Annotated in this window: 16 protein-coding genes; 3 read left to right on the top strand and 13 right to left on the bottom strand. The window is 48.5% G+C overall.

All coding sequences use genetic code 11. The features are described from left to right. Positions 1-277 precede the first annotated feature (277 nt). Positions 278-2263 carry a murein transglycosylase gene (sltY, locus tag BCT27_RS12850; protein ID WP_102395976.1) on the top strand — a complete coding sequence of 662 codons (1986 nt, stop codon included), beginning with the start codon at positions 278-280 and terminating at the stop codon, positions 2261-2263. 280 nt (positions 2264-2543) lie between these two features. Further along, the gene (trpR, locus tag BCT27_RS12845; protein ID WP_017007852.1) at positions 2544-2837 is read left to right on the top strand and encodes a trp operon repressor; all 294 of its coding nucleotides are present in this window, start codon (positions 2544-2546) and stop codon (positions 2835-2837) included. A gap of 146 nt (positions 2838-2983) precedes the next feature. Here trpR and yjjX read toward each other — a convergent pair whose 3' ends face one another. From yjjX to BCT27_RS12805, 8 genes are all read right to left on the bottom strand, one after another. Continuing rightward, positions 2984-3520: an inosine/xanthosine triphosphatase gene (gene yjjX / locus BCT27_RS12840; protein WP_102395975.1), complete on the bottom strand. Its 537-nt coding sequence runs from the start codon at positions 3518-3520 to the stop codon at positions 2984-2986. Positions 3521-3552: 32 nt separating this feature from the next. Beyond that, positions 3553-4407 (bottom strand): sterol desaturase family protein, encoded by an 855-nt coding sequence (locus tag BCT27_RS12835; RefSeq protein WP_102396000.1) that lies wholly within the window; start codon positions 4405-4407, stop codon positions 3553-3555. Positions 4408-4779: 372 nt separating this feature from the next. Next, positions 4780-5442, bottom strand: coding sequence for a spondin domain-containing protein (locus tag BCT27_RS12830; protein ID WP_102395974.1), 663 nt, complete (start codon positions 5440-5442; stop codon positions 4780-4782). A gap of 13 nt (positions 5443-5455) precedes the next feature. After that, positions 5456-6124: a spondin domain-containing protein gene (locus BCT27_RS12825; protein WP_102317489.1), complete on the bottom strand. Its 669-nt coding sequence runs from the start codon at positions 6122-6124 to the stop codon at positions 5456-5458. Between the two features lie 105 nt (positions 6125-6229). Continuing rightward, complete coding sequence (locus BCT27_RS12820) at positions 6230-7885, bottom strand: GGDEF domain-containing protein (protein WP_102395973.1); 1656 nt, start codon at positions 7883-7885, stop codon at positions 6230-6232. A 3-nt stretch (positions 7886-7888) separates the two neighbouring features. After that, the gene (locus BCT27_RS12815) at positions 7889-8266 is read right to left on the bottom strand and encodes a response regulator (RefSeq protein WP_102389607.1); all 378 of its coding nucleotides are present in this window, start codon (positions 8264-8266) and stop codon (positions 7889-7891) included. Next, positions 8259-10703, bottom strand: coding sequence for an ATP-binding protein (locus BCT27_RS12810; protein ID WP_102395972.1), 2445 nt, complete (start codon positions 10701-10703; stop codon positions 8259-8261). Before BCT27_RS12810 ends, BCT27_RS12815 begins: the two co-directional genes overlap by 8 nt. After that, positions 10703-12871, bottom strand: a complete 2169-nt coding sequence (locus tag BCT27_RS12805) for a DctP family TRAP transporter solute-binding subunit (protein WP_102395971.1) — start codon at positions 12869-12871, stop codon at positions 10703-10705. The genes BCT27_RS12810 and BCT27_RS12805 overlap by 1 nt, the downstream gene beginning before the upstream one ends. Before the next feature lie 715 nt (positions 12872-13586). On the opposite strand from BCT27_RS12805, the gene BCT27_RS12800 reads away from it, so the two are divergent. Then, positions 13587-14120: an SRPBCC family protein gene (locus BCT27_RS12800; protein ID WP_102317494.1), complete on the top strand. Its 534-nt coding sequence runs from the start codon at positions 13587-13589 to the stop codon at positions 14118-14120. A gap of 90 nt (positions 14121-14210) precedes the next feature. On the opposite strand, the gene hdhA is transcribed toward BCT27_RS12800, so the two are convergent. From hdhA to BCT27_RS25850, 5 genes are all read right to left on the bottom strand, one after another. Beyond that, positions 14211-14978 (bottom strand): 7-alpha-hydroxysteroid dehydrogenase, encoded by a 768-nt coding sequence (gene hdhA / locus BCT27_RS12795; RefSeq protein WP_102317495.1) that lies wholly within the window; start codon positions 14976-14978, stop codon positions 14211-14213. Positions 14979-15189: 211 nt separating this feature from the next. Next, positions 15190-15807 (bottom strand): bifunctional 4-hydroxy-2-oxoglutarate aldolase/2-dehydro-3-deoxy-phosphogluconate aldolase, encoded by a 618-nt coding sequence (locus tag BCT27_RS12790; protein ID WP_102317496.1) that lies wholly within the window; start codon positions 15805-15807, stop codon positions 15190-15192. A gap of 215 nt (positions 15808-16022) precedes the next feature. After that, complete coding sequence (locus tag BCT27_RS12785) at positions 16023-16331, bottom strand: hypothetical protein (protein ID WP_241908569.1); 309 nt, start codon at positions 16329-16331, stop codon at positions 16023-16025. Positions 16332-16378: 47 nt separating this feature from the next. Next, positions 16379-17446, bottom strand: a complete 1068-nt coding sequence (locus tag BCT27_RS25665; RefSeq protein ID WP_198597558.1) for a hypothetical protein — start codon at positions 17444-17446, stop codon at positions 16379-16381. Continuing rightward, positions 17439-20126: a DUF2235 domain-containing protein gene (locus BCT27_RS25850; RefSeq protein WP_241908568.1), complete on the bottom strand. Its 2688-nt coding sequence runs from the start codon at positions 20124-20126 to the stop codon at positions 17439-17441. The genes BCT27_RS25665 and BCT27_RS25850 overlap by 8 nt, the downstream gene beginning before the upstream one ends. Positions 20127-20208 lie beyond the last annotated feature (82 nt).

Here is a 20208-nt window from a genome sequence, read left to right as displayed (position 1 = left end):
CTGTTAACCGCTTCACTTTGACGCATTCAGCAACAGTTAAATAGAGGCATTTGTGCCGACAGTTTGGTATATACCCAAGTAACCTGACATCGAGCATCTTCAGGCTTCTTGGGTATATCCCCTCAAACGACCGCGGAATGAAGGTGTCTGACTTTGTGGCATGACACTGCCAGAAAGGGCATGGATCACAGATACAATTAAACTCAGTGAAACCTGAATCTTTGCGCGGTTTAGGTATAAGCTAAATGAACAGGTGCGCCTTGGAGAAGCATACGGAATGCTATCAACAAAAAAATCAATAATTACAAACGCCTATTTTAAATCGCTTAGCGCGATGTCTCGTTCAATTTCAACCAAAATGCTGCCTGCCAGTTTGATGGCGTTGACGATGGTTTCGACGTCGTCTTATGCCTTAACGCTAGATGAAAAACGTGCTCGCTATGAGTCAGCGATATCTGCCATAGAAGGCAATAACCTGGCGGAGTTTACACGCCTCAAAAACAGTATTTCAGATTATCCGCTTTATCCGTATTTGGACTATCGCAGCTTTTCACGGTCGTTGAACTCGGCGTCGATGAATGACGTTCAGCAGTTTGAAAAAACCTATGCTGACTTGCCTTTTACACGCTCAATTCGCGCGAGGTATTTGAGTACATTGGCAGCGAAAGGACAGTGGAAAACCTTGCTGACGTATCAAAAGACGTTGCCGCGTGGCGAGAGCTACCAATGCCAATACTATTTTGCCCATAGCCAAGCGGGTGACAAAGCCCTTGCGCTGTCTGGCGCTAAATCGCTTTACCTCTCAGGATCGTCGGTTGATAACGCCTGTGACCCGCTATTCAGCTTCCTTGAAGACAATGGGAAATTGAACAACGACCTGATCTTAGAACGCATGTTGTTGGTGTTTGATAAGCGCAATGTTGCCTTAATGCGCTACCTCAATAAGCAATTGACCGGATCAGCAAAAGCACGCGGCGAACAAATTCAAGATTTGTACGATAAGCCTCAAGGCGTGTCAGACTTTTCGAAGAAAAACAAAGTAACACCGTTCAATCAGCGTCTTACGCGTTTGGCGTTTGAGCGCCTTGCTCGCATTGATTCCAAAGAAGCCGTAGCGCAGTTTACGCGCACCGTGGAAGGGCAACATTACACGCGTCATGTTCGCCAAGAAATGGCTGATTTTGTGGCAAGTCGCTTGATGAGTACCGATGACGAAACACTGGCGACGTGGCGTGATAGCAAGCTTAAGACCACGCAAAACCCGTCGCTGCTCGATCGCCGTATTCGTGTGTCATTGCTGAGCGCGGATTGGAAAGACGTTAACCTTTGGTTAGGTAAGCTTTCAGCGGAAGAAGCGAAAAACCTCAAATGGCAATACTGGAAAGCCCGTGTTGCGTTAGAGCTTGGCAATAAAGCGGCAGCAGAAAAAGGGTTTGCTGCCATGCTGGGTGAGCGCAATTTCTACAGCGTGGCTGCCGCTTCACACCTGAATGCGGCAATCACTATTCCTCAGCAACACACACCGCTTGATAGCGCAAAGATAGTGCCGTTCCAATCGACATTGGATCGCGTTGATGAGCTTCTCGCGTTAGACAAGCTCACCGCGGCGCGTCGTGAATGGCGTCATCTGTTGAATGGCGCGACCCAAGAGCAAAAAGCCATGCTGGCAGCCTATGCGTCTCAGCATAAGTGGTATCACCTGTCTGTGCAGGCCACGATTGCGGGCAAGCTCTGGGGACATTTGGAATACCGTTTCCCGTTGGCCCATCGTTGGTGGTTTGAGTTTTTCAGCAAAGAGCGCCAAGTCCCCCTAACGACATTGCTGGCGCTATCTCGTCAGGAAAGTGCGTTTTACACCAATGCGGTATCACCCGTGGGGGCGCGCGGCTTGATGCAACTTATGCCTGCGACAGCGCGAGAAACCTCGAAGAAACTGGGTTTCAATTATCGCGGTACGAAAAGCTTGAGTGATCCGGGGGTGAACATTCGACTAGGTAGTGGTTACCTAAGCATGATGCTCGATCGCTTTGACGAAAACCGTATCTTGGCGTTTGCAGCCTACAACGCTGGCCCGCACCGCGTGACGCGTTGGTTGGAACGATCTGATGGAAACCTGGATGCCATTTCGTTTATTGAAGCGATTCCTTTCAGAGAAACCCGTGGTTATGTTCAGAATGTGCTGATGTATGACATTTACTACAGCAAATTGCTTGGACAACCGATGCAATTTTTAACCACTGGTGAGCAAGGCTACCAGTATTAACATCAATGCCTGCCCCTTTGATTCGTGACCTGCTTAACCGATTAGTGGGTACTCAATGAGAGGGGCGGGCGTTTTATTTTTATCGCTCAACACTGTTGTTCACCTTCTTATCCCCGTGTGTTTTCAAGGAAATATCATTCCTTAAACATTTAGGGGGTGAATGCGTTTTAGCGATATTGAATGTTTGAGTGGCACACGCGCTGTGCGTACAATGTTTGTGTGAAAGCCATTATGCTCATGATTTGGGTATAAGTAACGGGCATCAATGCATGAGGTAGCAATGGAAAACACACCTGAGTATTCAGACTGGCAAGAAGTTCTCACTCTTATCCACCGTGCGATCGACGCGGGCCACGAAGAAAAACTGTTGAAAATGCTGCTTACCCAAGACGAGCGAGACACGCTTGTTACCCGCGTAAACATCGTTAACGAGTTATTGAAAGGCGAGATCAGCCAGCGCCAGCTTAGCCAAATGCTGGGTGTGGGCGTCGCAACCATCACTCGCGGATCGAACGAATTGAAGCAATTTGATGAGTCGGAAAAAGCATGGCTGGTGGAGTTGTTGAAGAAGTAGCCATCGCCAGATGAGAGAAAGAGCAGACTCGAGATAAGAGAAAAAGCGTAAGGGCAGAGCAAACAGTTTGACGCTGAAGCGACTTACCCCACTATCTTCGAATCTCGAATCTCGAATCTCGAATCTCGAATCTCGAATCTCGAATCTTATTCTTCCGGAAATAACGCCGGATGGATAAACGGGATCAGCGCCAACACCAAGGCTTGATGGTAGACCGAGCTTCGAGTGAGCAGGTGTTCGGTAAGCATGCCAATAGCCCCGCCTTTTTGCTTTACGTTTTCCTCGTTAAACATCTCATCCATCACATCGCCCAGTTCTTTGCCTGCTTCAATGCCTTTAATGGCGGCAGGTGGCAAGGGGAGAGAGGCTGAGCGGGCTTCGCCGGTTCGGTGTTTTCCGTCGATGTTTGCGCTTTCAATCACCATCCATGCAAACGTGAAAGGGTCGTCTAGACCTGCTTCCACGCCCACATAAAAATCCCCTTCAACGATTGCTTTTGCGTTTCTTACGCGATTACGGGCGCCCGCCAAGGTTTCTTCGCTGGTCATGGGTTGATCGGGCACATCGCTGGACACGGATACACCTTGAAAGGTCATGTCTTGTTCTGGAAAAACGGCGCGAAACGCGGTGTCTACCGCTGCAATTTTGGCAGGGTTAAGCGAGGTAACAATAACGGTGCTCATGGGCGGTGCTTTCCTAACGGTTGTGAAGGTGGCTAAAGTGACGAGTTGTTTTGCTCGTTTGATGGCTCAGAAGATGATGCTTTATTGCGAGTAAAAGGCATGCGTAATAGACCAAACAACCAGACCACATGTTTTTCCTCTCGCACGTAGGACAAGCCAATGGTCATGCCATAGTGCCCCTCGTCAGGTTGAGCGCGATACGTGTTAAACAGACGATCCCAAATAGCCAGATTAAATCCAAAGTTTGAGTCCGACTCATGGCGATGAATGGAGTGATGAACGCGGTGCATGTCGGGCGTCACAACAAACCATCGCACCACTTTGTCGATCGAATGTGGCAAGGCAACGTTGCTGTGATTAAACAACGCCATGCCGCTAAGAATGATTTCAAACAGGATCACGGCAACCACTGGCGCGCCGAGTAACGCAATGGCTACTAACTTGATCAACATGGAAAGCAAAATTTCAATGGTATGGAATCGTGCGCCAGAGGTGACGTCTAAATCTCGGTCAGCATGATGCACGGCATGCAGTCGCCATAAAAGAGGGACGGTGTGGAAAAGGCGGTGTTGGAACCAAATGATGCCATCTAACGCGACAATGCTAAGTAGCACGGCAATGCCATGAGAGATCTCAAAAAAGTGAAATAAGCCGATGCCGTTGGCTTGGCACCAAGCGGCAAAACCCGCCGCTGCAACGGGGAAGATGATGCGTAATGCGACCGTGTTAAACACCATCAACGCAATGTTGTTCAGCCAGCGTTTTGCTTTACTGACGGAAAGAAGACGTTTAGGAAAGAGCCACTCGAATGCCGCCATCACGATGAAGATGGAGAAAAAAGAAAACAAACGAAATACCGTTTCATGAGATTCGATATAGCTCAGCACACTCTCTCCTTGGTATGGCTTCGGGCCGTATTTGTGGCGATTTTCTTCTGCGTTATCGGCTTCTGATGTAAGCGACGACACTTCGGAGCCCTTGCTTTGAATAAAGCCCCCACAGACCATTGTAAAAATCATCATCAAAGGTCTGTAGACCCAACAGCAGATTATCACATTTCAATGCGTAACATTACGGGATGGTTTCGCATTCAGTTTACTGGGTACAGATCGGTAACATCAGGATAAGAAAAAACGCTCTCACCCGGTCAAGGGGGAGAGCGTTTGGAACATCAAGTTCGGCTAGATGAAAACCTGATGTTACCGCTCAGATACGTCGATTGGAGGCTAGGACGTATCTGGCGTTCACTGTTACCCGAACTACCACACTCGAGTAATCGTGACTTTCGCGCCTGGGTTGAGGAAGCGATGACGGTATGACAGTGCTGAATCACTCAAACCATCATCCACAGACAACACGCCGGGATGAATACGAATGCGATCGACATCATCACGTTCCGTATTAAAGCCTTCTCCGCCGCCTGCTGGTCCTGGAATGGCAGATGCAGCTTCGTCATTGGCTTCTGTTCCTGCATCCCAAACAGGGATGTTGAATGACATGCTCTGCCCTGGCTTGATTTTCCTCAGGTTGATGCCTGTTTCAGCCACGATGGCGTCATTGGTGTTCACAAACATGGAAGCCACAGACAAGTATTGGGTGTTCTTACGCGTGACGTACACCGTGAACTCTTCTGATGCGCCTGGTGGCAATGCGCCTTCTCCAGAGAAGGTTTCTCCGACTTTTCGATTGTTTTCGTAAGCCAGTACGCCGCTGTTATCACCGCCTTCGGCCAATTTCTCCAACGCGACGGAAACAGGTTGGCCTGTTTCGAACAAGGTGAATTGCTTCTTGTGTGTAATCAGGGTAACGGGAGACATAGGCTGCGCGTCAGTGAGGTTTTCTACCGTCACTTTGTACTCTTTTTGCAGCGGACAGCCCGCAAGGATCAGTGCCGTTAGGCCAACAAGGGATAAGCGAAACATAGTCAGCCCTCCCTTAATACACAGTGACAGTGATCAGCGCGACAGGGTTTAACCAACGATGTGCTGTGCTGTCAAAGTCACTGATGCCACCTTGTGGATCGGTATCGCCAAGATTACCTGGGTGGATGTGAACTTTGTCATTAGCAACGCTAGTGTCGACGCCCGTGCCGTTCGCACCGAAGGTGATAAACGGTGGCGTTGGCACGCTGCCAGCCAGCTCGTCATTGGCTTCTGTTCCTGCATCATAGCCGTTCGCTTTGATGACATAGGTGCCTTTTTTCTTAGGAATCTTCCAGCTATCAACGCCGATGAATGCATCGTTAGAAGGGAGTAACATGGCAGTAATAGACAACACATCGCCGTGCTCAGCATACAATGTGGTGCTGGTGGAATCCCCCGGATTCAAAATGCCTTCAGCAGGGTTTGCACTGACTGATGCCCCCGCATTGGCAGCAACGCTTTCAAGGCCTGAAATGTCACCACCTTCCGCCATGGCTTCAAGCTCTGACGATGCAGATTCGCCTGAGCGGAACAGGTAAGCGTCTTTACTGTGCGTGGCGACGAGGAGAGGCGTGAAGTAGATGCCATCAGTGGCATTCGTGATATTGACTTCAATATTGGCGGCGTGGGCGGAGGCAGAGAGAGACGCGCCAATCGCTAAGCCAAGGAGTAATTTGTTCATGTTGAGCTCCATGCAGATGAGGTACACCCTCAGCATGGCGCGTAAAAATGGCGAGAGGGTTGCGAAATTCTTGCAAAACCCTCACAGCTTTCTCTTAGTGATCTCTCAGGCGCTTTTCTCGTCGTCCTTCCCTGTATCAAGCTCTACGTGGGTAACAACGCGGTTTCGGCCTTTTTCTTTTGCGAGATATAACGCGGAATCGGCCGCTTCAATGATGGTTTCAATTGATTGAAACTCAGGAAAAGTCGCGAGTCCTGCACTAAGGGTAGAATAAAACGTCTCCGGGCCATTGGAAAACGGCGTTTTAGAAAACGTCAGTCGAAACTCATCTATCAATCGAAGCGCAATGTCTGCAGGGGTGTCGGGCAAGATGAGTGCAAACTCTTCGCCGCCATACCGTGCGCAGGTATCGGTTTTACGGAAACGGTAATTCAGTAGCCTCGCCACGCCTTTGATGACTTTGTCGCCTACAGGGTGGCCATATTTGTCGTTCACCGATTTAAAGTGGTCAATATCAATCATGACAAAGCTGACTTGCGAATGATGACGTCGAGCGCGAGACAGCTCCCTGTCGAGTGCCACTTTCAGGTTGGAGTGATTGAGCAAGCCTGTCAGGCTGTCTCTGTCCATCAAGGCGCTGAGTTGACGGAAACGCTTCGCACGAATCGAGACGGCTTGAGTGAGGTGTAAATCATTAATCGGCTTCGTTAGGAAGTCATCCGCCCCGACTTGAAGTGCTTGCATCTGGGTTTTTAAGTCCGTCTCACCGGAAAGGTACACGATAGGCAAATTGGTGTGAGACTTATGTTGGCGAATCACGCTGGCCGCTTCCACGCCCGAGCAGTTTGGCATGTACAAATCCATCAGCACCAAATCAGGGCTGAACTCGCCGATTTCGTCTAACAGGTGTTCAGTATTTTCCAAAATGAGCGTTTTCATGCCTGCACCTTGCAGGATGATGGAGTAATGTTCGGCAAGCATGCGTTCATCTTCCACGATCAACACGCGATATTGCGCGTTGCTGCTTTCCCAAAGGTTATCCAACACTTCGAGAATATCATCGTATTCAATGGGCTTTTGGAAGAAGGCAAATGCACCGGCTTGTGCGGCGTTCAAACGGCTGTCCCAACTTTCAGAGGAACTCAGAACCACCAAAGGGATCCCACTGGCTTTTCGCCACACTTTGGTGACTTCATCAAGCAGATCAAATTCACGCAAATCGACGATAAGTACCGAAGGGGCCTCTTTATCAAGGGCTAGCTTCAGCGTGTCTGCAGAATCAAACGACACAACTTCATAATCAATAAACTGAAGCTGTTCGACCATGTCTTTAGTGTCTTCGGCGTGTTCTGCTACGACGTAAACCAATTGCTTGGTGCGTCCTTGCTCATGCAGCAGTGTCACTTCCCCGTAGGTCATGTCTTCAGGGCGTTTAGGTTCTATCGTACTTACATAACTTAGCGATTGGATGATGGATTCTAGATCCGCATCGCCTTTGGGTAGCGCCTGCTTTTCTAAATACGGTCGCGTTAGGATCTCAATGTCTCGCCCTCGCTCCCCCAAGTCGACGAAGCCTAAGGTTGTCGCTGTTCCTGCGAGTTTATGCGCTTCTAAGATCAAGTCTTCCAGTTCTGTGAAATGGTTGTCGGCCGCAGATTGAATGGCAACCCAAAGCGCGGTGATCCTATCAATACGTGTGGCAACACCTTTAGAGAACTTGTTTTGTTGTTCTTGGAATTTTTTTATCTGCGACGGCTTCATAAACTACGCCTGTGTCATGAGTTGTTTGATTTCATCGGCAAGACCCATAGGGTCAAAGGGCTTGCTGATGACGCCAATGGCGCCATAACTGCGATACGCATTGATTTCCGCGGGCTGCACTTTTGCAGTCATAAAGATCACGGGCGTGGATGCAAGGTGAGGAAGCTTTCGCAAGTTAGCGAGGGTGGTCGGCCCATCCATGTCCGGCATCATCACATCAAGTAGCAAAAGATCGGGTTCTGACAACGCGGCCTTTTCCAATGCATCGGCCCCTGACTCACAGGGTAAGATCGTAAAGCCATCGTCTTCGAGTGCCATCTCCGCAACATCTCGAATGTCCTCGTCGTCTTCAACATAAAGCACGGTAACATTGTTATGCATTTAGTTGCCTTTCCTTGTGACTTCTATTGAGTATAAGACGGACTTCATTTTTCAGCCTCTTGATACTCGATGGAGACTTATGAAATGTCGCTTTTACCTGATCAGGAAGCACTTTTTCATTATCTTCCTGCATGACAACGATAATCGCTGTGCCGTTTAATAATGGGGACTGGAGCAATTTTTCGCCGCAGCCGTCAGCGATATCAACATTCAAAATGACAAGATCAAAAAATTGCTGATTGAGAGCGAGTTTGGCGCTGTCGAATGAAAATGCATGGGAAATATCAGCGTAAGTTGTGAGCATATCCCGCAGGGTTTCGATGCAGTGATCATCGTCGTCGATACACAAAACCTGTTGGCGCATGTCGCTGGTGTTGAGTGCCGAGTGGCGAATAAGCCGCGTTTGGTCACAAGGCTCTGCCGGCAGGGTGAAATAAAAGGTTGCACCTTCCCCTGGCACGGAATAGAAATTCAGTTCGCCGTGATGGCGTTCAACGATGGCCTGAGAAATACTCAAACCAAGCCCTGTTCCACCGACCCTTCGTGTGTCTGTGCTGTCTGCTTGTGAAAAGCGTTCAAAGATATGAGCATGAAATTCTGTGGGAATGCCGGGGCCGTGATCCGTCACGTCGATGCGGTAATCATCGGAATGTTCATGCAGGCTTATAGACACGGTTCCTGCTGAGGGAGAGTATTTAATTGCGTTGGACAAGAGGTTTGCCATGACTTGTTGAAGTCGCATGGCGTCAGCATTGACGAAGGCATTGTCGCAATGAGATTCAAAATGCATATTCACCAGATGCTGTTTTGCAAAGCCTTCGTTGTCTTCAATGGCGCGACGTATTAAGGCATTCAGATTGATGCGTGAATAGTTGAATGTCATTTGCCCGGATTCGAACTTCTCGATGTCGAGGATATCGTTGATGAGCAAGGTGAGACGTTCGCAGTTTCTCAAAGCCATCGTCAGCATGCGATGGCTTTTTTCAGGGATTTGATCGGCAAATTTACCCAGCACCAAGCCAATCGCACCCCGAATAGAAGTGAGTGGTGTACGCAATTCATGGCTAACGGTGGCGATAAACTCACTTTTTATCTGGTCGTGACGTTTACGTTCTGTGATGTCACGAATTACCCCAGTAAATCGCTTCTCTCCTGATACAAACATTTCGCTAATTGAAAGGTCGGCGTTGAACTCAGAGCCATCTTTGCGCTTCGCGATGACTTCGCGTCCCATTCCAATGATTTTAGCGGGGTTTCCTTGGAGGTAGTTCTCGAGGTATTGATCGTGCTCTGATGCTTCTTTTTGTGGCATCAAAATGTTCACGTTCTGGCCAATGACATCGCTGGCACGATAACCAAAGAGACTTTCTGCCGCAGGGTTAAAACTGGCTATTTTTCCTTTAATGTCGATGGTGATGATGCAATCGACCACGGTATCGACAATCGCTAATAACTGGCTTTGCCCTGAGATGCGTTCCGCTTGAAGATCGAGCTTATTTGATGTGTCGAGTTTTTCCGTGGCATCATTGAACGCGTCTGCCAGCATGGCGATTTCATCGCCTTCTTGTGAGGCAGAAATAGGGTATTTCCCTGATTTCACCTCTGTGACGAGGTGAGAAATGGGATCGGCCATACGGCGTCCAAGGTTTCGCGCGATAACGATGGAAGGTACCAGTGCCAACAATCCTAAAAGACTTAGGCTGGTGAGCCAGGGGGTGATTTCATTGAGTAGAAAGAGGTAGGACTCTGAGTAAGTGAGCGATACGTTAAAGTCAGCCAGAACCTGTTCTTTTTTGGCCTCCTTGGTGATGGTGAACTTAAAACCTTGTCGTTCACTGTTGATGTATTTCCAGGTATCGCCAATGTTGATGATAAAGGCATGTCGCGTATCTTGCAGTACACGCTGAATCAGGAGGTTTGCAGGAATACGCGTGATGATTCCGCCTTGAACCGTATCGAAATACACAATGGGTTCAACGATATAAAAAAAGCCGTTACTGAACTTAACACCCCCCTCTGATGTGGTTAGGGTGTCATTCACTAATGACGGTGTCAGCCAATCGGCATCATGATGATGATGTCGAAATAGTGTGTTCCCCGCATAATCGAACACCAAGGCATCTTGAACGGTATTAAAGAGTGTGAGGTCATCAAGTGCGTGGTGAAAGTAGGCTCTACCCCCATCAATGTCTATCAAGCTATTGATCGATAGCTTACTGGATGCGGTACGTGCAACGGCCCTTTGCTGAACGTTTAATTCTGCATTGAGGGCATTCAAACCACTTTGAGCAAGGTCTTCAAGGTGCGACTTGAACTGGCGTTCGATACGCATAACTTCGATAACTGTGGTCGCGCTTACTACGAAGACAAAGAACGCGACCAACAGTTTTAAAATGGAACGGGAAAAGCGTTGTGCAATGCTGTTTTTCGCCAACATTAAGGCGTGTTCTCCATAGGCCGCATTTTCTCACTGTTCGCTGTGTTTTTTGGGGCATTTTTACTGCCTACTGGATGCAGGGCCCCATCTTGATAGCGTGCGAATATGTAGTCAGAGCGCTCTAGGGCATCCTGATTGCCGTTTGCAAACGGTTCGATGTAGTGTTTCATGAGTCCAGAATGTTTATCGATTTTTTGCATCTCGTTTCGAATGCGTGTCATGTCCACCTTGCCTGCACGCGTTGTCGCTGTGGCAAGCATGTTCATGAGATCGTAAGCATGGGCTGTGCCGGATGGCGCAACGATTTCAGTAGGTTCTGATGTGCTATAGCGAAGGTGATAACGCTTCGCAAGGTCAGAAACCTCAGCATTGTTGTTGTCGATAAAGCTGAAGGTTTGAAGCACACGAAGATCAACGCGTTCTAACGCGACAGAGGCCTTTTGTGCAAAGTCTGATCCTGTGATCCCCCAGTGCGAAATGACGCTCGGCGGAGACACTCGTTGCGCTAGCTCAGACACAAATTTCTCGCCTTCTACAGGATTCCCCACGTAGATCACTACGTCCGCTCCCTTCTTGATGAGGCGGTCGACTTTGGAGGAGAAATCACGTTCACCCCAATTAAACCATTCAATATGAGACGCCGATAAATTGCGCTTATCCAGCGCTTCGGTGAGCCCTTTATAGTTGCTGCGCCCCCACCCATTGTTGACCAACAACAACCCCACATTGTCTGAAATTTCTAACGCACCATTGAGCAAGAATTCGGCGGCATATTCATCGCGTACCGACACTCGGAACACGTAGTTAGGTGATTTCGTGTTGTCGATGATTGGCGTCGCAGCAGCCCAAGGGGCGAGCATCAACACTTTTTTGTGGTGAATGTAATCAATCTGGGCGAGTACAACGGGGCTGCTGATGCCACTGAAGACACCAATAAGATTGGGCAGCTCGGCAAAGGTCTCAAGGTTATCGAGGCCACGAGAAGGGATCATGGAATTATCACGTGCCACCAGCGCCACTTCTTTTCCTAACAAGCCCCCTTGTGCGTTGATCTCATCAATGGCGAGCTCAATACCGCGACGAATGGAGAGGCCAGAATTGGCCGAGTTGCCGCTAAGATCTGCATCTAATGCGACCAAGATTTTTTCAGGATGTGGCTCAGCCCAGTTTTCGCGAGCTTGTAAGATCTGTTCAACCATCGCCGTACCGAGGCGTTGACGATAGCGCTCCAATAGGGGGGCGGATTCATCGTTAAGCCAGCGGGTGAGTGTTGGTGAAACGTTTGTCACCGTCGCTTTGCTTTTCAATGTTTCGAGGGCCTGTGCATTTTGCTGATTCGCCAGTTCGTATTGGTAGGCTGTTGCTTCTTTGGCGGCGGCCCTCACGGCTTTTCTGTTGGTCGGAGAGAGCGCGTTGTGTGATTTTAGCGACATCGCCACAACGAAAGACACATAGCCGTGGTTCGTTATGAGCACGTTGGCATTTTCGACATTAATACCCGCCATGTTTGCGATGGTGTCTTCTTGCCCATCAATGGCTTCTTTTTGGAACGCGTTCTCTGTGTGCCTTGCTGCGATGGGGACGGTTGCGCCACCCCAGAGTTTGAATTGTTCGCGAAGCAATGGGCTTTCCATGATTTTAAAGCGTCGTTGCTGGAAGTCTTCTGGGGCCTCGATCGGTGATGTCGTCATGAGTTGTTTGAAGCCACCACGCCATAATGAAAGGCCGACTAGCCCCTGAATATCCAATTTGGAGAGCAAAAGCTTTGCAGCGCTGCTGTCAAAAACGCGGTCAACAGCCGCTTCATCTTCAAACAGGAAAGGCAAGTCGAACAACTGCATGTCTGGTGCGATGTAAGAAAGACGAGAGGTAGGCGTGATGGTGAAATCGAGTAACCCTTTCTGCACAGCAGCGACCATTTCTCTGTCAGAAATTCGGGAGTTAGATTCGATAAATCTGATTTTCACCTCACCCAGTGTTTTTTCATCAACGAGTTTGGCGAAGCGTTTGGCTGCTAAATATTCCGCACTTTCTGGAGGGCTAGAAAGCGCGAGTGTCATCGCGTCATCTTCGGCGGTGTTGTTTAAGATGGTCTTGGTTGAAGGGGCATTTGAGTCACAACCTAACTGACTCAACAGTAATCCAATTGCCAAGAGATAACGCTTCATATAGTTCCCCAAAAGTGCGTCGCATCTTCTCGTGAACGACCACGATGCAGGCAAACGCTTTTTAATGATTTATATAGAGATTAGGAATGAGACGTAAGATTCGCCAGTGAGAAAACGCATTAATGAGAGGGGTTAATAGAGCAATATTGACTACGGACATTAATCGTTGGGGAAAAACGGGTGAACAGAAAACATCAATGTACGTCTTGATATGCCCAGGTTACTCATCACCTTTTCATTTTCGAGCTAGGGGCTGAGAACCCGTTTTGAGGATTTTATGTGTGTATTCAGATCGCTACTGATAGCGCTGTTTCTGGTTTCTCAGATTGAAAAAGCCTTTGGGCTGCTGCCCATCGTGTGGTTTTGGCCGATAAAGTAAACGTCGTCAAAGCGAACAATTTTTACATTCAAAACACCATCGGTTTCCCCCTGTCATTCTGAAACACTGACTGACGAAAAAATGGGCACCATTTAGCGCGGATGTAACGGGAAACGAGTGACTCTCGGCGAGCGTTTGCGCGATGAAGATGTATTGATGCGTTTTTTTATACGAACTGCACGGCATACCACGTTGAAAGCCGCCCGCCGAGGCGGCGTTATCATTGTTAGCCCGCCATTGTCCTTGCTATGAAAAAGACTTTTGCCAATTGAACGTTTCTGTTCGCTTCAATCCCCCGATATAACTGAGTCATCGTGAATGAATTGGGGAACGATTATGCATCGACGACGCCTTCTTACTTTTGTTGTACTGCTTTGCACCATGAGCTTTTCTCTCGCGCATGCGCACGGCCCATCTCGCCTCAAAGTGAAAGAGTCCATGACGATTAACGCCCCTGCTGACAAGGTGTGGAAAACCGTTGGCGCGTTTAACTCTCTTTCATGGTTGCCACCAGTGACGAACGTGGTGATGGTAGAAGGAAAGCCCGATCAAAAAGGAGCGGTTCGCCAAGTGTTTGTGGGCGAGGCGTCTGTGATGGAGACGATAAAGGCGTTTGATAGCAGTAAAATGATGCTGAAATACAAAATCAGCAAAGACAACACTGCACTTCTCCCTGTCACCAATTATCAATCGACCATCACCGTCAAAGCGGATGGGGATAAAAGCATCGTGACATGGAAGGCCGGTTTTTACCGAGGCGACCCAAACAACAACCCGCCTGAGAACCTGAACGACGAAACAGCGATTGGTGCCATCGTTGGGTTGTACAAAGCGGGCCTTGAAAACTTGAAGGTCATCATGGAGCAGTAATCCCTGTCCAGCCAAACTCCAAAAGGGGCTGCTTGATTCAACCTTGTGCCCCTTGTTATCCGCTTCAATGCATTCCGCTTTAAACAGGCATTAACTTAATTCCTGACTGCCACCACCGCTGACGGTGAGCACTTGTCCGCTCACCCAAGCCGCCGCAGGCGAACACAAAAACAGCGCGGCGGAAGCGATATCATCAGTTTTCCCTAATCGCCCTAAGGGCGTGTGTTTCAACATCGCTTTTTCAATGTCAGGCGTGAGCACTTTTTCCAGCGCTGCGGTGCGGATTGCCCCTGGTGCAATGGCGTTAACCCGAATGCCCATCGGCCCTAAATCAAAGGCGGTATTGCGGGTGAGGTGGTTGACCGCGGCTTTGGATGAACCGTACGATGCCATGTGCGAATTTTTGTTTTCACCCGCCATCGAACTGATGTTCAACATGGCGCCGCCGCCTGCTTTCTCCATTTCAGGTGCGCATAACTGCATTAGTCGAAACGGCGCAAACACATTGAGTTGATAGGCCCATTCGAAATCGGTCATCGACATATCAAACGCTTTCGGCCCGCCGCCGCCCGCGTTATTCACCAAAATGGTCACTTTGCCAAAGGTTGTCATCGCACGCTCGATAAGCGCCGCACGCTCAACCTCAAGGGTGACATTGCAACTGGCTGCGATAGCAAACCTGCCCGTGGCATTGATTGAGGAAGCAACTTCATTCGCTGCATCTACATTCAAATCGCTCACCACCACTGACGCGCCTGCTTCAGCGAACATTTCAGCAATACGCCGACCAATACCTGCTGCTGCGCCAGTGACAATAGCAACGTGCCCATCAAGGCTGAATTGTTGAATCGCAGACATAACAAACCCCTCTTCACAATCATGCACAGAGGGTAGTTGTGGCTGAGCCAGCACAGCGGTTTATTGTTGATACAGTGAGGTGATCAACGTGGGGCTTGAGGCTGACATGACGAAGGCATAAAGAGAAGGCATAAAGAAAGGGAGCAGAGCGAGCGAAAAAAAGCCGAGCAATGTGCTCGGCTTAGCATTTCATGGGGTTAGCCGTCAGCGATTAACGATCTGAAACCGCTTTTACCAGTGCGGCAATGCCGTCCCAGTCGCCGTTGTCCATCATGTCAGTCGGCACCATCCACGTACCGCCACAAGCAACAACGCTTTTTAGCGCAAGGTACTGATCAACGTTGCTCGGGCTAACACCGCCTGTTGGCATAAAGCTCACAGGGTAAACCGCGCTCAGTGCTTTCAACATGTTCACGCCACCAGACGGCTCAGCAGGGAAGAACTTCAATGTCTTTAGGCCCATTTCCATCGCTTGCTCAACCAAACTTGGGTTGTTCACACCCGGTACGATTGGCATGTTGCGCTGCTGACAGTATTTCACTGTGGTTGGGTTGAAACCCGGGCTCACGATGAAATCCACGCCAGCATCAATCGCGATGTCGACTTGTTCCGTCGTCAATACCGTGCCTGCACCAATCAGTAGCTCAGGGTAAGCGTCACGCATAATGCGAATGGATTCTGCAGCCGCTTCTGTACGAAAAGTCACTTCAGCACATGGCAGGTTATTTTCTACCAACACTTTTGCCAGAGGCAGAGCGTGAGCGACATCGTTAATCGCAATGACAGGTACGATTTGGATTTCTTTTAGTCGCTGTTCAATCGTTTTCATTATTTACCTCTACAAAATGAAGCTAAGTGTTGCGACGATAGTAAATGCGATAGTGACGAGTAATCTATCACGGCCCATGTTTTTAGTGTGGTTTTCTGATCAACATCGAGTCGACGAGCAACCAGCAAGAAAGTGAACCGTTGAAGTGTGAAAGTGCCTCAGCAATGACGAGGCTGGTTTTGGGAAGTCAATGAAAGGATTGGCGAGATAGACACTTAAACAACGACGAAAAGAAAAACAGAGATAAAAACCAAGGCAACGCGAAGCGCAAAGTCCCACGCATCTGATTCCAATAGGCGTTCCACGAACAAGGAGACAAATAACAGGGTGAGGGTAACGAGAGAAAACCCAACATAGTGCCACGCACTTTCATGCCGTAAGCCATTCACTTCGGAGCCGAAGTGGTAAGCATCAGCGTTTAGTGTGAATTCAAGCAACGTAAGCAATTCAAGAGAGAGGGCAAACAATGTTATTGCTAATACCATTGCCCTTGAAATACGGCTTCTATTTGTATCAATGGTCACTAGTGAATACGGTATTCATACATTTGGTGTTTAACGCAAAATCGGTATTATTGAGGTGCTGGTATGCCATCAAATGGTTTATCTGACGTATCGGCTTTTCCGCTGAACAAAACGACACCATACCTATCTATCTCAGGGATGTATTCCCAGCGTTTTTGGGGATCTTCGGTGACGGTACATGTCGTATTTGGTAGAAAACATGAGGCAGAGTACGTGATTTTTACGCTATCTCCCTTTAACAGGAACTCCATATAGGTGTGCTTGAGGTACCCATCAAACGCACCTTGTCGATAGGCCTGTATTTTCGCTTCCTGAGCGTCAGGGTCATCCATCGAATGTTCAAATTTATAGTAGCGATATTTCCATGCTTTCAAATCATCCTCAGGGTTGATAGCTTCACTCCACGCCACTTTTGAATACACTGGCATTTCGACTGCGTCTTCTACGATTTGACCATCGACATCCCTGACCTCTGAAAAGTCGATGCCACTGTATTCGGCTAATTCATAGTAAATTCTACGAGAATCTAAACGAGACTTTGGATAGGGAGAGGGGGATGTTTCACCAATGCCATCAAACAGCAAAACGACGTCGCCACGTCCATTGGGGCTTCTTACTACCCAGCCATTGGGGTCGGCATTTTGGCGTGGTGTGCAATCGTCATTCCGGAAACAACCTAAAGAAAAATAGAGCATAGCCCTTGGTCCCTCTACGGCAAACTGCATTTTCCCCCAGCGGGTCGAATAGTTTTCGTAGTAGTTTTCTAGCGTTTCGATCTTTTTCTTGGCTAATTCACTATCGATAGGAGACGCAATGCGAAAGTAAACGCTATCTCTTCTCGTTGTTGGGTCCTCTTTAACCCAATGGCCCGCAATAAAATTGGGCACCCCAAGGCCGCCCACATCGGCGCTTGCTCCTGGGAAGCCATTTACCGCACCAAACCCAAACCCCATACGACCGCCAAAAGTATCTGTAGCATACACATCAATGATCCCATAGGGCCCGTCAAGGCTGCCTGCATTGGCAAGTCGAGCATGTGTTTTATACACCTCTTGTTCGTCTGAACATCCGACAAGCATTAAGCAGATTAATAGGAAACTCACGGATTTAGACATTGTCGAATATTTCCCTAAATAGCTCACCAGATTCATTGATGTTGGGCGAGTTGGCGAACTGAATTTTTATGTCATGGTAGCCAGGGCTAACGGGAATGTCGTAAGGGCGATGAATGGTTTCGTTCGCATGCGGTGCAACGGTCGTTAACCAGTCAGAGGATGTAATTGAACCTTTGGGTAAAGTATTCAGTGTGTTGGCAAGCTGAATAAGCTCGGTGCTTTTGTCAAAATCAATAGGTTTCTCATATCGGTTCGTATTCCAGTGTATACCAGATTGCTCACCTTGAACTCTCATTCTCTCTAAAGAAAGGCCCTGTAAGCCAGTGCTGATCGGCTGAAGGCGATAAAAATACAATGTATTAGCTTCATGCTTCACTTGACCAAACTGCTTTGGCTCTCGATATGTTTGTTGAATTTCAGTCTCCCATGACTTGTCATAGTACTCAAGATATCCAACCGTATCGCGAGGTAACAGCCCAGGTAGATTGAGCTGCTTATCTAGCTCTAGATTGTAGCTATCAGTGATGGGAAATCCATATATGTCGGGCAGGCCTTCTTTTCCATATTGCTCAACAGATGGATAGCCTCCTCCAACATCAGCGTGCGCGCCCGGAAATACCTCTTCAAAAAAGTTGGGCGGCAATACTCCGCTGCGTTTGAGTGATGTGAGTGGGAAGTTCTTACGATATTCATGGTATGCAGTAATGTGGTAGATAGTTTCTGCACTATCGGGTTCAAGGGCAAGCTTGAAGTTTCCTTCATCATTGTTTCCTGCCCGATAAAATGAAGCAACGGTATCGAATAGTCCAACAAACCTGCAGCTCACTCTTTTAGTTTTATCAATATGATAGCCATCTGAGGATGTGTACTTTGGGCTTTTTTCTGTGCCGAGTAGGTTTGGAGTGATATCTAATCCATCTGACGTTTGCTTAGGGAGTGGACGGCCAATACCTTGAAGTTGCTCATTAGATAGCCCAGGGTTACTTGTCCCGCCTCTTGGGGTTGTGTAATCCGGCATGCCTTTTAGAGCAGCATTAATAAAATGTCGAGCCAGGGCAGCGCCGCGACTAAAACCAAAAACGTCAAATTCTATATTGTTGATTAAGCGGTATTCATCGCTAGAGAAATTTTCATCTATCAAGTCTTTAAGCTGTGTGATTAAGCTTTGCCATTTGTAATAAGCGCCAGTTCCAGCGTTTAAATCAATAACGCCAGTTGCCATGGCGAGGGTTGTTAAATCATCGCCACTATCAATCGACTTTTCCATCACGGCTCTTGGCACACCGTCATAGTCGACCGTACCAACACCGGACACATAAATCTTGTGGGACACGCCAACTTCCTCTGGATACGCCTCAAACAACCTAGCAACATTTGTTCGCGAAGTATTGCCTCTCACTTCTTTGTATTTATCGTTCTCAAGGTTATTACCTGTGCCATCAAAAAAGACGCCGATGCGAAGTGTTTTTTCTTCCTGCTTTCTCACCTTCACCACCGGCAACCCGCTTTCCACCAACCTTTCGCTGTTAATGGCTTTAAGCGATGAGCCCATGAGTAAGCGCTCTTTATGGTCATATACCACATTGGCAGGGGCATTGAAGGTTTGTGGTTTGTAAGGCTTTTCTGCGGCTTGCTGAGGCTGCATAGCAGCGAGCAGTGCTGGTACATCAATAGGAGCGCCATGTTCAGCCAACCAATCATCATTCAGGTTATCTAACTGTTCTCGTGTGATCGCCTGATCGAGGTAGATGAGGTGCTGATCTTTAACAACTTTGCTGTCGATTTTCCAATAAAGAAGGATGGCCCCTTGGTACTTGTTCGTGCCTTGTTCGGTATTCAATCTTTCATGGGTTGAGCGAGTCGCGTAAAACGCCCAGCGATCTTCCCCCAAAATCTTGTATTCCTGAACCAGCTTGTTGTTATGGAAGTGGTAATAAAACCCTTCAGTAGGGAACCCGAGACGTGAGCCAAGCTGAACAGAAGGAACGACAGGGATAAATGCCTCTCTGATTGCGCCCGTATCTTTCGGTTTCAGTTTAACGGGCTCTTTATTGCTGACGCCTTTCTCTGTGTTGGCCACTTTCGCAATCAGCTTTCTTGGTGCGCCGTCCGTCGCTTTTGCCGAGAAGACAGTGCCGTGTTCTGAAGGCTTGGTTTCCCAACTGACAATGCTTGCCTCTTTCGGCGTTTTCCCTAGTGCAAATTGGCAGCCGACTTCGCTCGCCAATACTTCTTCAGAGCAAGCCACCTCAAACAAATACTCGTAATTGACCCCCGGCTTTTCGGGTTTCTCTTCAACGGGAGGCTGCGGTGTGTAAGCCGGTTCCGAGACAGCTTGAGCGCCAGAGCTGCCGCCGGAACGAGACGAAGAGCCTTGCGCCTTGGTGCGAGACACAAACGCGGTCTGTGCTTGCGGTGAAAAGCGGGATTGCGCTGCGGTATTAAACTGCCACGTTTTTTCGCCAGAGGGGGAGGAAGACAATGAGAGTGCCGGCGTGTTTGGTGCGTCGCTCAGTAAGACCAATTGGCCTTCTTGAAGTTGAGTTTTAAACGTATTCAACGCCATGCCTTGCGGCAATACACGTTCAAGTTCTCGCTCACCTAGCTCGGCAAATGCCCCTTCAATGTTCCCAAACTCATAGCTCGCAAGTTCGGACAGTTTTACAACACGGTACCCCACGCACTCATCCTTAAGTGTTTTCCTTTTGGGCTTAATTACCGAACAACATCGGTTTGCACAAGCGCCGCAAACCAAAAGCAAA

Origin of the sequence: Enterovibrio norvegicus (assembly GCF_002876705.1) — a bacterium.
Classification (GTDB): domain Bacteria; phylum Pseudomonadota; class Gammaproteobacteria; order Enterobacterales; family Vibrionaceae; genus Enterovibrio; species Enterovibrio norvegicus_B.
The sequence above is the reverse complement of the archived record's forward strand: the minus strand, read 5'-3'. Positions and strand labels throughout refer to the sequence as shown.

What these genes read in the sequence shown, in the direction of transcription:
- BCT27_RS12810 (WP_102395972.1), bottom strand. Translation starts at nt 10,703, where the DNA reads ATGTTGGCGAAAAACAGCATTGCACAACGCTTTTCCCGTTCCATTTTA.
- BCT27_RS12805 (WP_102395971.1), bottom strand. Translation starts at nt 12,871, where the DNA reads ATGAAGCGTTATCTCTTGGCAATTGGATTACTGTTGAGTCAGTTAGGT.
- BCT27_RS12790 (WP_102317496.1), bottom strand. Translation starts at nt 15,807, where the DNA reads ATGAAAACGATTGAACAGCGACTAAAAGAAATCCAAATCGTACCTGTC.
- trpR (WP_017007852.1), top strand. Translation starts at nt 2,544, where the DNA reads ATGGAAAACACACCTGAGTATTCAGACTGGCAAGAAGTTCTCACTCTT.
- BCT27_RS12830 (WP_102395974.1), bottom strand. Translation starts at nt 5,442, where the DNA reads ATGTTTCGCTTATCCCTTGTTGGCCTAACGGCACTGATCCTTGCGGGC.
- yjjX (WP_102395975.1), bottom strand. Translation starts at nt 3,520, where the DNA reads ATGAGCACCGTTATTGTTACCTCGCTTAACCCTGCCAAAATTGCAGCG.
- BCT27_RS12825 (WP_102317489.1), bottom strand. Translation starts at nt 6,124, where the DNA reads ATGAACAAATTACTCCTTGGCTTAGCGATTGGCGCGTCTCTCTCTGCC.
- BCT27_RS12820 (WP_102395973.1), bottom strand. Translation starts at nt 7,885, where the DNA reads ATGAAGCCGTCGCAGATAAAAAAATTCCAAGAACAACAAAACAAGTTC.
- hdhA (WP_102317495.1), bottom strand. Translation starts at nt 14,978, where the DNA reads ATGTCTGCGATTCAACAATTCAGCCTTGATGGGCACGTTGCTATTGTC.
- BCT27_RS12815 (WP_102389607.1), bottom strand. Translation starts at nt 8,266, where the DNA reads ATGCATAACAATGTTACCGTGCTTTATGTTGAAGACGACGAGGACATT.
- BCT27_RS12800 (WP_102317494.1), top strand. Translation starts at nt 13,587, where the DNA reads ATGCATCGACGACGCCTTCTTACTTTTGTTGTACTGCTTTGCACCATG.
- sltY (WP_102395976.1), top strand. Translation starts at nt 278, where the DNA reads ATGCTATCAACAAAAAAATCAATAATTACAAACGCCTATTTTAAATCG.
- BCT27_RS25665 (WP_198597558.1), bottom strand. Translation starts at nt 17,446, where the DNA reads ATGTCTAAATCCGTGAGTTTCCTATTAATCTGCTTAATGCTTGTCGGA.